This window comes from Shewanella sp. Choline-02u-19 (assembly GCF_002836205.1).
Classification (GTDB): Bacteria; Pseudomonadota; Gammaproteobacteria; order Enterobacterales; family Shewanellaceae; genus Shewanella.
This window is the reverse complement of sequence record NZ_PJBE01000013.1, coordinates 2831793-2845630: the sequence shown is the minus strand read 5'-3', so window position 1 is coordinate 2845630 and position 13838 is coordinate 2831793. Positions and strand designations below refer to the sequence as shown.

General features: G+C 44.1%; 11 protein-coding genes. 8 read left to right on the top strand and 3 right to left on the bottom strand.

Annotated elements, in window-relative coordinates:
• Positions 1-77 precede the first annotated feature (77 nt).
• Complete coding sequence (locus CXF83_RS19025; protein WP_101093173.1) at positions 78-611, bottom strand: TetR/AcrR family transcriptional regulator; 534 nt, start codon at positions 609-611, stop codon at positions 78-80.
• 131 nt (positions 612-742) lie between these two features.
• On the opposite strand from CXF83_RS19025, the gene CXF83_RS19020 reads away from it, so the two are divergent.
• The 5 genes from CXF83_RS19020 (at position 743) to CXF83_RS19000 (ending at position 6545) form a co-directional block, all read left to right on the top strand.
• Positions 743-1177, top strand: a complete 435-nt coding sequence (locus CXF83_RS19020) for a VOC family protein (protein ID WP_101093171.1) — start codon at positions 743-745, stop codon at positions 1175-1177.
• Between the two features lie 9 nt (positions 1178-1186).
• Positions 1187-2086, top strand: coding sequence for a pyridoxamine 5'-phosphate oxidase family protein (locus CXF83_RS19015; RefSeq protein WP_101093169.1), 900 nt, complete (start codon positions 1187-1189; stop codon positions 2084-2086).
• A 466-nt stretch (positions 2087-2552) separates the two neighbouring features.
• On the top strand, positions 2553-3755 hold the full coding sequence (locus CXF83_RS19010; protein ID WP_101093167.1) for an ammonium transporter: 1203 nt from the start codon (positions 2553-2555) through the stop codon (positions 3753-3755).
• 313 nt (positions 3756-4068) lie between these two features.
• Complete coding sequence (gene rihA / locus CXF83_RS19005) at positions 4069-5031, top strand: pyrimidine-specific ribonucleoside hydrolase RihA (RefSeq protein WP_101093165.1); 963 nt, start codon at positions 4069-4071, stop codon at positions 5029-5031.
• 167 nt (positions 5032-5198) lie between these two features.
• Positions 5199-6545: an aspartate aminotransferase family protein gene (locus tag CXF83_RS19000; protein WP_232775149.1), complete on the top strand. Its 1347-nt coding sequence runs from the start codon at positions 5199-5201 to the stop codon at positions 6543-6545.
• A 226-nt stretch (positions 6546-6771) separates the two neighbouring features.
• On the opposite strand, the gene CXF83_RS18995 is transcribed toward CXF83_RS19000, so the two are convergent.
• Complete coding sequence (locus tag CXF83_RS18995; protein ID WP_101093239.1) at positions 6772-7824, bottom strand: alkene reductase; 1053 nt, start codon at positions 7822-7824, stop codon at positions 6772-6774.
• Between the two features lie 140 nt (positions 7825-7964).
• Between CXF83_RS18995 and CXF83_RS18990 the strand changes: the two genes are divergently transcribed.
• The 3 genes from CXF83_RS18990 to glnD all read left to right on the top strand — a co-directional run bounded on the left by CXF83_RS18990 (position 7965) and on the right by glnD (position 12531).
• Positions 7965-8546, top strand: a complete 582-nt coding sequence (locus tag CXF83_RS18990) for a TetR/AcrR family transcriptional regulator (RefSeq protein ID WP_101093161.1) — start codon at positions 7965-7967, stop codon at positions 8544-8546.
• A gap of 503 nt (positions 8547-9049) precedes the next feature.
• Positions 9050-9568, top strand: coding sequence for a hypothetical protein (locus CXF83_RS18985; RefSeq protein ID WP_101093159.1), 519 nt, complete (start codon positions 9050-9052; stop codon positions 9566-9568).
• 359 nt (positions 9569-9927) lie between these two features.
• On the top strand, positions 9928-12531 hold the full coding sequence (glnD, locus tag CXF83_RS18980) for a [protein-PII] uridylyltransferase (RefSeq protein WP_101093157.1): 2604 nt from the start codon (positions 9928-9930) through the stop codon (positions 12529-12531).
• Positions 12532-12619: 88 nt separating this feature from the next.
• Here glnD and CXF83_RS18975 read toward each other — a convergent pair whose 3' ends face one another.
• The gene (locus CXF83_RS18975; protein WP_101093155.1) at positions 12620-13816 is read right to left on the bottom strand and encodes an MFS transporter; all 1197 of its coding nucleotides are present in this window, start codon (positions 13814-13816) and stop codon (positions 12620-12622) included.
• Positions 13817-13838: the final 22 nt, after the last annotated feature.

Here is a 13838-nt window from a genome sequence, read left to right as displayed (position 1 = left end):
AGATTGTTGTTTAAAGAGCGAACTGATAGGTTCGCTTTTTACTGGGCGCTAGAAAGTTAATTCATTGGCTATTTAAGCTAAATGAGTTTTACCGCTATGCTTTTGGCTATCATCGCGGCGTTCTTATTACCGCTAGTATGCGCCATCACAATAGCCCCTTCTGTTAGTAAACCTATTTGAATCGCCGTTTCCGCTTCATCTTCTGGCAAATTCGCGGCGATTAAGTCGACTATTCTCTGCTTATGCTTGGCGGAAAACAGGTGTATTAAATTATCCGCTTTAGCATATTCAGCACTGGCATTAATAAAATTACAGCCAAAGAATGTGTCGCTATTAAACCATTCATGTAGCGCATCAAATATGGCTAATACGCCAGACTTACCTGCGATTGTTGCTTGTTCAACCTTACTGTTAAGCATGGCTAATACCTGCTCATGACGCTGTTGCAACACGGTCAAAATCAACTCATCTTTGCTGCGAAAATGTTTATACAAGGTCGCTTTTGACACCCCTGATTGCGCCAAAATTAAATCAATGCCAGTAGCGTGATATCCGTGCTCATTAAATAGCGCTAATGCGGTGTCGATTAAGTGTTGTTTTCTTGGTTGCATTGTTGATTACCTTGGCTGCTGTTTTGACATTATAGCAACTTTCAACTTGACGTAAACAAGTCTGTTCACCTATAGTGGTGTACAGACTTGTTCACCCTTTGTTCCAACAATACAAAAAAAGGTAATTTACTATGTGCAGCACAACAACAGATACAGCCACCAAAGCAGAGTCCATTAGTACGTTAGGGATCCATCACCTCGGTCTCAGCGTGCCAGATATCAAGCAAACAGCAGCCTTTTTTATTGAGCAGTTGGGCTTTACTCAAATAGGCGGAAATGCTGACTATCCTTCCATTTTTATTTCTGACGGTACTGTTATGTTGACGCTGTGGCAGATTAGCTCGGTCGAAAATATGACGACCTTTGATCGTAAAAACAATGTTGGTCTGCATCACTTTGCCCTTAAGGTCGCTAATATCGAGGAGCTAGAACGCTTGCATCTGCAGCTAGCAGTTCTTGATGATGTGGAGATTGAGTTTGCGCCAGAGCCATTAGGGCAACTACCTTTTAAACACATGATGTGCCTGATCCCCGGTGGTATTAGACTTGAATTAATCAGTGCTTAAGGAGCTAATATGGATAACGAACTGGCGCCAAGTTGGCATAAAGGTGAGATCGCTGTGCAGCAGCGGGCAGGAACGGATAAACGTATGGCTGCTGTGGGACCTAAATTTATTCGGCAATTTATGCCGCAACAGCATCGAGATTTTTACCAATCTCAGTCGATGATTTTTATCGGCTATAGCGATCATCAATCAGACATTTGTGCCAGTGTGCTATTTGGTTCGCCAGGTTTTATCCAATCGCCCTCTGAAGTCGAGCTAGTGATCAACACTCAGCAGTCTCTAGGCGATGTTATCGGTGATAACTTGAGTGTGGGTGACCGTATTGGGTTACTTGGGATCCAGTTTGATACTAAAAGACGTAATCGTATCAACGGTATCATTACTGATGTCACTCAAAAATATATTCGAGTTGAGGTGCTACAAAGTTTCGGCAATTGCCCGAAATACATTCAACCAAAAAAATTCGCGGCCAACCGCCATTATGGTGAGTTTGCCGTTGACACCCGTGCCCAGCTTAGTGAAACAGATCGACAGCTCATTACGGGGGCAGACACCTTCTTTATTGCCAGCAGCTTTAACGATGGCGAACGGCTCAATAACCGCGGCGCCGATATCTCTCACCGTGGCGGCTCTGCAGGCTTTGTATCGATTAATGCGGCGGGACAATTACTGGTACCTGATTATGTGGGTAATGGCTTTTTTAACACGTTAGGTAATTTGCTTGAGAACCCCACTGCCAGTCTATTATTTTGCGATTGGCAACAAGGCGGTGTACTACAGATAACAGTAACCAGTGAGATTATTTGGCATGATGAGACTTCACCGGCGGAACGAACGCTTTGTTTTACGCCAATTAAAGTTGAACAAATCGCGAATGGCTTAGCTTATATTGAAGCTATTCCATTGTAAGGTTTGCGCTATGGCGTTGGGAGTTATCGGTCATATACCATTGCGGTTTTAATCGTTGGCTCTGGGGGGAGATTTATCGGTTTAAATCGCATCTCCGGCTCTAAAATAGGATGGCGTAGATTACTCGGCCAATCTTGATGACTTTTGCAGCTGACGCTAGGCCTAAATGAGCGATAAATGAATTTAACCTGAGATGATTAATGGTTGTTTATTGCACTGTCTTGATTCGTTATTGCACCAAATTGAAACAAAGTTCTATTTTTGGCTGTCAATAAAATACCCCTTACACGCTAATAAAGCGCACATCTTGCACCTTAATGGTTCACGGAACTGTCTGTTAGTACGCTACTTTTACCCTGTTGCACCAATAATGAAATTAATTGATGTCACGGTTTTGTAAAGTGGGAATAGTTTTTGCTCTCTTAAGTCTATGAAATTAAAAAGAGAATAGCTTTGGAGAGCAGCAATGGACAATATTAGTGATGCTATTGGGGTGATAGCGCAGGGCGCAGATACGCTATTTATCCTACTTGGTGCAATCATGGTGCTAGCCATGCACGCCGGTTTTGCTTTTTTAGAGGTCGGCACGGTTCGACATAAAAACCAAGTTAACGCCTTAGTGAAAATATTAACTGATTTCTCTTTTTCAGCCGTAGCCTACTTTGTGATTGGTTATCAAATCGCTTACGGTAGCCATTTCTTTGTGAGTGCTGATACCTTAGCGGCTAATAATGGCTATGATTTAGTGAAGTTTTTCTTCCTGCTAACCTTCGCCGCGGCCATTCCTGCCATTGTGTCAGGTGGTATTGCTGAACGTGGTAGCTTTCGTCCTTTCTTATTTGCTTCAGCGCTTATCGTCGCGTTCGTGTACCCGTTGTTTGAAGGTATGATTTGGAATGGTAATTTTGGCTACCAATCTTGGTTAGCGAGCACTTTCGGGGCTGAATTCCACGACTTTGCCGGTTCCGTTGTTGTCCATGCGATGGGTGGCTGGTTAGCACTGGTGGCGATTTACTTTTTAGGTGTTCGCGGCGGCCGCAAACCGGGCGTTGCCTTTGCACCTTCAAGTATTCCTTTTCTAGCATTAGGTTCATGGATATTAATCGTCGGCTGGTTTGGCTTTAACGTGATGTCAGCGCAAACCCTTGATGGTGTTAGCGGACTGGTGGCACTCAACAGCTTAATGGCGATGGTGGGCGGAACTATTATTGCGCTTATTGTCGGCAAGAATGACCCTGGATTTATTCATAACGGCCCATTAGCAGGCTTAGTCGCTGTGTGTGCAGGTTCAGACTTAATGCACCCTATCGGTGCATTTGTTGTGGGTGGTGTTGCCGGCGGCTTGTTTGTCATGGTGTTCACTAAATTGCAGCGTAGCACTAAAATTGATGATGTATTAGGCGTGTGGCCATTACACGGTTTATGCGGTGTTTGGGGCGGTATTGCTGCAGGTATATTTGGTCAACAAAGTTTTGGCGGTCTCGGTGGTGTTAGCTTTATGTCGCAGTTAGTGGGCACAGTGACCGGTATTGCTTTTGCCTTAATTGGCGGCGTGATTATTTATGGCATCATCAATAAGATATCAAGCTTACGTTTAAGCCAGGAAGATGAATATATCGGCGCCGATTTAGCCATTCATAAAATCGGTTCGACTAGCTTTGATAAGTAAAATCAACCTTAGCCAGCAATGCGTTTAGCTATCAGGTTATGGATTTAACGCTAAGGGACAGCAATGAACTGGCCAGCCATTAGTCGCTAAATGGGGGCTGACTCGATCTTTGCGGATCATCAAATTGCTTAACCACCTTGTATAGAGGGATTAAAATGGCGGGCCAATTAGACGGGAAAACGGATGTTTAAAGCGAACACGATGGGTCACTTGGCCCCTAAAACCCGACAACAGGTCACAGTTTTTTCTATAACAACTCACTAGGATGTTGCTTATCTATTTTTTATAACACGCCGATTAGCGGAGTCTAACGATGCCCCATATAGCTCATTCCCCAAAGCCTATTATTCTCGATTGCGATCCAGGGCATGACGATGCCATCTCACTTATTCTTGCGTTAAGCAGCAGTAAACTGCAGCCTTTGGCAGTGACCACCAGCGCCGGTAATCAAACGCCAGATAAAACCTTGAACAATGCTCTGCGGATCCTGACCTTGCTCGGTCGCAGTGATATTCCTGTTGCTGGTGGGGCTATCAAGCCATTATCCCGCGAGCTTATTATTGCTGATAATGTTCATGGTGAGAGCGGTCTCGATGGTCCTGAACTGCCTGAACCCAGCTTTATGCCACTAAATAAGTCTGCGATAGAATTGATAGCGGAAAAAGTCCGTGCTAGCAACGAGCCCGTCACCTTGGTCCCCTCTGGGCCGCTGACTAATATTGCGCTGTTCCTATCAACTTACCCAGAGCTGCATAGCAAAGTTGAACGTATCGTCTTGATGGGCGGGGCGGCAGCTGCCGGTAACTGGACTCCTGCGGCTGAATTTAATATTTTTGTTGATCCAGAAGCCGCTGATATGGTGTTTAAGGCGGGCATTCCCATCACCATGTGCGGATTAGACGTTACCCACCAAGCGCAAATCATGGATGAAGATATTGAGCGCATTAGAAAAATCCCCAATCATGTCGCCAAGTGCGTAGCAGAGTTGCTCGATTTCTTCATGATTTACCACAGAGACCCTAAGTGGGGCTTTGAAGGTGCACCATTGCATGATCCTTGTACCATCGCTTGGTTGCTTAAGCCTGAGTTATTTACCTCTTATGATTGCTGGGTTGGGATTGAAACTAAGGGCGAATACACCCAAGGCATGACGGTGGTTGACCGATATCAACTGACTGAACGTCCGCACAATACTCAGGTGCTGTGCGATATTGATAGAACAGGCTTTGTTGATCTGATTGTTGAATGCTTAACTGCTTACAATAACGAAAGCTAATATAAGCGCTAATACGAGAGCCAGACGCCAGCCATACTGTAAGAAGGCGGGTCTGCACAAAGAATGGTAATCGAAAAGGGGGCGCAATATTGCATGCGCTCCTTTAGATATTTATCCGTAATATAGTCAATCCTTATCTTGCCCTGTATCATACGTGCCAGACATTTATGATGAAGACTGACAAGATGAGCAATGCCAATAAACCCGCTACCAATGCGCTGCTAAAACAAGCCCACAAAAACATGCCTTTAGGTGTAGCAGATAGCTACCGCTACTGGGGTGAAGAAAATACCGTATTCGTTAAAAGCAGCCTGGGTTGCACCATTACCGATGCCGACGATCAGCAGTTTATCGATTTTCGTCTCGCTTATGGGCCTATCATCTTGGGTTATCGCGATTCTAGAGTCGATCAAGAAGTGGTCGCAGCGATCACTGAACGTGGCACTATTTCTGGCTTTTCAACCGATCTTGATTCCCAAGTCATCGAACTTATTAAGCAGATGTGTCCGAATATTGAAAAGATGCGCTTTGCCAATTCGGGTACCGAAGCGGTGATTGGCGCGGTACGTACCGCTCGTGGTTTTACTAATCGTAACAAAATTGTAGTGGTTGAGGGCGGTTTTCACGGCCTATACGACGAGATGATGTGGAAGTCTGATGTTGATAATTGGGACAACACCACTGAAGAGGCACCAAAGATCACCTCATTTGGTGGCGGTATTCCTGAAGCGAGTCGAGAGCATTTAGAAACAGTGCCTCTGAATGACTTTGCTGCCATTGATGAAGTCTTTGCACGTGTTGGTGATGATATCGCTGCTATCGTGATTGAGCCTATTTTAGGTAACTGCGGCAGCATTGCCTCTTCACAAGAGTACATGCAAAAGTTGCGTGATATTTGTGATGCTAATGGCACCTTGTTGATTATGGATGAGGTTAAAACAGGTTTCCGTGTCGCTAAAGGCGGCGCACAAGAGCTCTACGGTATCCATGCCGATTTAACCACTTATGCCAAAGCCATGGGCAATGGTTATCCGGTCGCCGCCTTTGGTGGTCGTAAAGATGTCATGGATGTGATCAGTTTCGGTAAGAATGGCGTCACCCACGGTGGCACGTATACCGCCAACATGATTGCACTTAGTGCCGCAAAAGCGACATTAACGATTTTGAACGAAACCGATGCCTATGACAGCATCAATAAAGCCGGTGCTGACATTCAACAGGTGTTATCGCGGGTATTTACTAAACACGGAATCGAGCATAAATTTGCTGGTCCTGATGCGATGTTTGGTATTCACTTTGGCAGCGAAGTGCCGCATAACTATCGTGACTGGAAGAAAACAGACAGCGACTTGTATACCGAGTTTGCCCATAACTTGATTAAGAGCGGCATCATGTTAGAACCTGATTCTCGCGAGCCGTGGTTTATCTGTGAATCCCATAAAGATATCGATCTGCTAAAGCTGGAAGAGATTGCCGATGCAGCTATGGCAAAAGCTATCGCTGACCGCAAATAAAGCAGCCCCTAAATCTAGGCTAATAGCTAATGGCTTAAGGTTTTTGATATAAAAAAAAGAGGTTAGCCCTAGGGTTAACCTCTTCTGTCTCAAAATACTAATACTAATACTAATACTAATACGGAGACACAGGATTGATGATTTTTATAAACGTTTCACACTAAATCTTTCGCAGTAAACTCTTTACTCTTATCTCTCCAAATTAAGCTCTGCGCATTAAGCTTGTTTACACTAGGCTGGCTAGCATCTCATCTGAATATGTCACGAGTTCCTTGCCTTCACGAACGCGGGCGACATAGTCAGGGTTAGCGATAAACGGCCTGCCGATCGCTAACAGATCAAATTTATTTTCGGCGATGGCGGTGCTGCCCGTCTCAGCGCTGTAACTGCCTACGCCCACGAGTGTTTTACTGTAAACACTGCGTACGTAACTTGATGCACTGCCATCGAGATAATCAAACTGCATGCTGTCGTCAAAAATACCGATATGTAGAAAAGCCAAATCACGCAGCTCAAGCTGAGCTAATAAGTAGTCAAATACGGCGCGGTCTTTATTGTCGCCGGCCATATTGAAATAAGCGCCCGGTGACACTCTCAGTGCGGTTCTATCACTGCCAATACGCTCGCTGATAGCATCGATTACTGCTAACGGAAAACGGGCCATGTTTTCGGCTGTTTGACCATATTCATCGGTGCGATGATTACTGGCGTGATGTAAAAACTGGTCGATAAGATAGCCGTTAGCGCCGTGGATCTCGACACCATCAAAACCTGCATCTATCGCGTTTGCCGCAGCCTGAGAGTAATCAGCGACTAACTGCACTATTTCGTCATGGCTAACAGCCTTAGGGACTTGATAGGTTAAATCACGCTTTCTGGGAACACTTCCCTCTAGGCCAACGGCAGAGGGCGCAACTACCTGAGTCGAGCCTGAGTTTTCAAAAAAGTGTGGGTGAGCCACTCGACCTGTATGCCATAACTGCGCAAATATTTTGCCACCAGCGTTATGTACTGCATCGGTCACTACTCGCCAACCATCTATCTGAGCTGGGGTAAATAAGCCGGGTGTATTGGGATAGCCTTGACCATCGGGACGGATAATTACCGCTTCAGAGATGATCAAACCCGCTTCGGCACGGCGGGCATAATAGTCTGCCATGGCTTGAGTTGGCACTAATTCATCATCTGCCATACAACGAGTCAATGGCGCCATCAGGATGCGATTTTGTAGGGTGATAGTCTCGTTGAGCGCAAAAGATTGAAATAGGTTATCCGTCATAACGACCTCGGTATCTTGAATGAACATTCAAGATATTCTTATTTGAATAATCATTCAAGTATTATTTTGAACAAACATTCAAAATTCAGTACAATCAGTTTATAGTCGATGAATGAGTCGAAGCCTGGAGCCAATCTCGCATGCGTAATGCCGAATTTGATAGAGAAAAAGTACTGAGATCTGCCATGACTGCTTTTATGGACAAAGGTTACGGTAAGACGAGTATGCAAGATCTCACTAAAGCCACAGGTCTACACCCAGGCTCTATCTACTGTGCGTTCGATAATAAACGCGGTCTTCTATTAGCGGCTTTAGAGCAATATAAAACCGATAGAAGTGCCGAGTTTCTGCGGTTTTTCTCTGGGAATAAACCGGTATTAGTCGAGCTAAAAGCGTATCTGGATAACATAGTGCAGGAGTGCATCAGTTGCGAAGCCGCTAAGGCTTGTTTGTTGACTAAAGCGCTTAATGAAATGGCGCAACAAGATGAAGAAGTGCAAACAATCATTACCGAGAATCTAGCCAACTGGCAACAGGGGATCGCCGATGTGTTGGCGTTAGCTCAATCTAAAGGTGAGCTCAGCGATAAACGTGATAGCCAGCATTTGGCGCGCTTTTTAGTCATGGGCATTTATGGTTTAAGAACCTTTGCCCACACGCATCCTAAGGGTGAAACACTGCAAGAACTTGCCGACCAACTCTTTTTCGATATCACCGCTTAGCGCTGCTGATTAAAAGGGCTAAAGCGAGGCCCTTTAAACTCAGACATCTCCACCTTTTACTCAGCCTCAAATTCTAAACCCAAGCCTACAATCGCATTTGCGTGTTTCATCGAGACGCACTATGCCTAATTATCGACTCTAATAAACTTACCTTGTAGCCTAGTCAAATATCGATACAAAAGCGTGCTTTTTGAAGTCCTCATTCTGGGTTTTTTCGCTCATAAAACTGGCTGGCTTAGTATTTTTTATGACTGCCAATTCTTTGAGTCACTGTTTATTAGCAAGCATGTATTTGTACCGTTATTTAAATCAAGACTATAGTAAGGAATAGAAAAGTGGCGTGGGGTTATTGGGTTTGTCGGTAAATGATGGCAGTAAGTTTTATTCACGGCGAATAATCACTTCTAACAACACTTTAATGGATTGATGATTGAATAGATCATTAGAATAAATGTTGATTAAAAATCAACTTTTACATAAATCAGCCTGCTATTGGAGACGATATGATATCAGTCAATAAAAGTACCCTATTTGCAATAACCTTACTATGTGTAAGTTCATTAGGTGCCGCTCAGGCCGAGCAGTATGTGTTTCCTGAGAAAGGACAAACCGCTGAACAACAAACAGCCGATGAAGCCAGTTGTGATGCATGGGCGGCAACAGAGTCAGGTTACAATCCAAGTCAACCGCAAGCGGCACCCGTTGCAGCAGCTCCTACTCAAGAGCAAGGTGCTGAACGCGGTTCAGGGATGCGTGGAGCAATCTCAGGCGCCGCTACCGGTGCTGTTGTTGCAGAGATAGGTGATGATGATAGAAGTGATGCTGCAGCCAATGGTGCCGCTGTAGGGGCTGTTGCAGCAAGACGACAAAGCCGTCGACAAAATGCTAATGAAGCTGATCAACAGGCGGCAACACAACAACAAGCGCAAGCCGAAGTGCAAAGCAGTAATACTCAAGGAACGGAAGAGTTTAATCGCGCCCGTTCAGCTTGTTTAGAAGGTAAGGGTTATAGCGTTAAATAATACTAACCTTGGTGCTAATATATGTAAGGGACGATGACTATCGTCCTTTTTTGATGCTAACCTCCCGCTCGAAACACTTATGACTACGCCAGATAAAATCCAATATCCCCACCATAATCACCAAGCAGCTGGCTATCAAACTCACTTTTGTATTTAGCCCGTTTGGGTCATTAGAGACAGAGCCCTCTTTGCCTGCATGGTTTATTTATAAGCGAATACTTAATCGTTAAAGTTGTTGTCGATTTGTAATTCTTAGTTAGATCATCTAACCTGTTTTTTCATTTAAAGGGAATTGCATCGCGGTTTAATCCGTAAAAATAAGGTCTATAGGGCTTAATGCAAACGGCCACAGGAGAAACATGTCAGACTCTGATATATCACCTCAATTCAGTTCAAAAATGGGCATTACTGATTATAAAAAAGTAATCCAAGATGCCGACAACTACTTTAATAAGCACTTTACTCACGTTGCTATCGACGAAATCGTAAAGTTACGCGCTGATTTTTTTGATTCCTTGCTGCTCCACCTCTGGGAATGCGCCGGTCTTGCGACCGAAAACCTATCTCTTAATGCGGTCGGCGGCTATGGCCGTCAAACGTTACACCTGCACTCCGACATTGATATTTGCGTATTATTTTCGCAAGAGCTGAGTCCCTATCAAGAGACACAAATAGGGCAGTTTTTTACCCAACTATGGGATATTGGTCTAGAGCTTGGCCATAGTGTTCTAGCTCTGAATGAAATAGATAAAGCGTGTGAAGACATCACCATTGCAACGTCACTGTTTGAAATTCGCCATTTAACAGGACCAAAGTCTCACGCTAAACAGGTGTTAGAGAGACTCTATGGTGATGATCTCTGGAGCAGTGAAGCTTTCTTTAAAGCCAAATTTAGTGAGCAAGATGAACGCCATAAAAAGGCACAAGGCAGTGCTTTTAGCCTTGAGCCTAACCTAAAAAATAGTCCCGGTGGAATGCGCGATATCCAAACGCTTATCTGGGTAACCCGCAAGTATTTTGCAGCAGAAGATATGGCCGCCTTAAGGCGATTCGGTTTCTTTACCGCCGACGAACATGCAGAATTATTAGAGTCACAACATTTTATCTGGCGTACACGTTGGGCATTACACGCTGCAGCACAACGTTCTGAAAACCGACTACTTATCTCTTTGCAAAGTGATGTTGCTAGGCTGATGGGCTTTGGCGACAACAGTCACCTTGCCATCGAAAAAATGATGCGTCAGCTATACCGTGCCATGAGGCGGATTAGCGAACTTAATCAAATGTTGTTGCAGTATTTTAAAGATGAAATACTGGTACAAACAGACAAGAAGTCGATAGTGTTAAATCAACACTTCGAAATAAATGGTCGACAGATAAATGCTCGCCATGATGATGTCTTTGTTGACCGTAAGCAGCTTATTGCTCTGTTTATCCATATTGCAGAAAACGCTAACGATATTGATGGTATTTCGCCGCAAACGATTCGACTAATACGCCAGGTTAGGCGACGACTACTGGGCGACCTGCAAGATTTTGATCGCTGCCGTAAAGAGTTCCTCGCGCTATTTCGTCACCCTCAAGGCATGGGGCTTGCGCTGACATTAATGCATAGACATGGCATTTTAGCGTCGTATCTTCCGCAGTGGCGTGAAATTGTCGGTCAGATGCAATTCGACCTCTACCATGTTTATCCCGTTGATGAGCATACTCATAAGTTACTCAAAAACTTATATTCACTCGGCGGCAAAGCTGAAATCCCCTCGCTTGCCCAGCCTAGCGCTGTTTACAAAGCGATAGAGAATAAAGAAGTATTGCTATTAGCGGCCTTATTCCATGATCTAGGCAAGGGACGTGGCGGTGATCACAGTGAATTAGGGGCTGTCGACGCGCTGCAATTTGCTAAGTTTCATGAGCTAAAACCTTCACAAGCTAAGGTGATAGCTTGGTTAGTTAAAAATCATCTATTGTTATCGTTATCCTCTCAACGGTTAGATATATATGACCCGTCGGAAGTTAAGAACCTTGCCAAAGCGATTGGCACTAAAGCCAGACTCGACGCTCTCTATTGTTTAACGGTTGCCGACATTAAGGCGACCAACGATGATCTGTGGACTAACTGGAAGGCAACGTTACTGCGAGATCTCTATTTGTCGATTAGTTATGCACTGCGTAATGGCTTAGAAAATGTTTTAGAGCAGCGAACTATCGTCCGTGAACATAAAAATGAAGCGCTAGAATTGATAGGCTTGAGTGAACATCCTGATGTGATTAAACAGCTTTGGAAACGCTTACCGTTATCCTTTTTCAGTAATGCTCAACCCAGTGAAATTGCTCGCTATTCTAAAGCCATGACACAACACCCTGCAGAGCATTCACTTATTTTGCTCGATGAAAGCAGCACTAAAGGTAGCAGCGATCTATTCGTTTATATGAAAGATAAGCCGGGCTTATTTGTGACACTATTTAATACCTTAGCCTCACTACAGATCTCGGTTCAGCAAGCTAATATTTCTAGGACTAAAGATGGTTATGTGGTGGAGTCTTTAAAAATACTCGATTACGATCAACATCCAATAAGAACCGCTGGGCGACGTGATCGTATCAAGCAAAGGCTTAAACAAGTGCTGTTTGAAAACAGAAAGCTGCCTAAAAAGCGCCTTAATAGCAACATTGACTCATTTGTCAGCGAAGCTAAAGTAGAATTTTTGCACTCTCGTAAAAAGGATAGAACGCTGATCAGTGTTACCGCGCTCGACAATCCACAATTTATGAGTCACTTCTGTAACGGTTTCAGGTTATTCGAACTCAATATTCACTCCGCAAAAATAACCACCGTGGGTGAGCAAGTTGATAATGTATTTTTGGTCTCTGATAAAGAGGGGCAATCATTAGACGATGAAAACAAACAAGCGCTTAAATCCTTCTTTGTCGATATGATTAACGAACAAACTCCTGCTTAATTCATTATGATTTCAGCTCCCTGCTTATTCATCGAATAGGCAGGGAGCTGTTAATTAAACTCCGTAAGTGCTTTACTGCAAGTCGATATTAGCGATTAACACTGGCTAAATTGGCAACCAACTTATCTTGTGTACTCTCACGTTTGTTAGCTTTAGCGATAAAGAATAACCCTATGATGGGCACAATAATGGCCGCGTAAGGGATCATGCCTGCTCCCATGTGACTATCAAGTACCATCCCACCAAGGAATCCACCAAATGCATTGGCTAAGTTAAATGCTGATATATTGGCTGTTGCCGCAAGTTCTTGGCCTTCACCACCGTGATTCATGACGCGAAGCTGCATAGCCGGTACATTGGCAAATGAGGCTATACCGAATACAAATAGGGCAATAACAAACAGAATTTGGTTATCAATAACCAGACCAACAATGATAAGGGAAACAATCATCGCGATTGCCCAGAACATTGACGCTTTTCTAAGATTCTTGTCTGAAGAGCGACCACCAAGTATGTTGCCAATAATGAGACCTAGACCAACAATAACCAGAATCCAAGTGACTGCCTCTGGGCTATAACCTGCAATGTGCGTTGCTATAGGTGCGATGTATCCATAGAGTGCCATGAAACCTGACCAAGCTAACGCTGTGATGGCTAAGCTCATTATGAGCATTGGATTTTTGAATGCTTGTAGCTGACTTTTTATATTTTTTGCTTCACCGTGACCCGTTGACTTGATAGACATTAGGATTGAAATCATGGCGATGGCGCCAAACGCAGCAACAATAAAGAAGGTGTTGTGCCAGCCAAATTTTAGGCTGATCCACGTGCCAGCAGGAACACCTAGTACATTAGCAAGTGTCAGACCCGCGAACATTTGACCTACTGCGCGACCGGCCATTTTCTCTGATACTAAGCCTGTCGCAACAACTGCACCTATTCCATAAAAGGGCCCTTGTACCAAGCCGGCAATTACTCGACTAAGAAGGAGTAAATTATAAGTGGGTGCTAGCGCTGACATTATATTGCCGATGATGAACAATGCCATTAAGCCAATGAGTACTTTTTTCTTATTAAAACGGGCTAGATAAATAGTTAAGATTGGGCCACCGATAACAATCGCTAATGCGTATGCACTAATTAAATATCCTGCCTGACCTTCTGTGATTGATAGTGATGTTGCAACTTGAGGAAGGATCCCCGCGATAACAAATTCTGCTGTGCCAATAGCGAAGGCTGCAAGTGTGAGGATCCATACTTGCAACGGCATTTTTTCTTTATTCATGATTAATGACCTTGGTTTACTT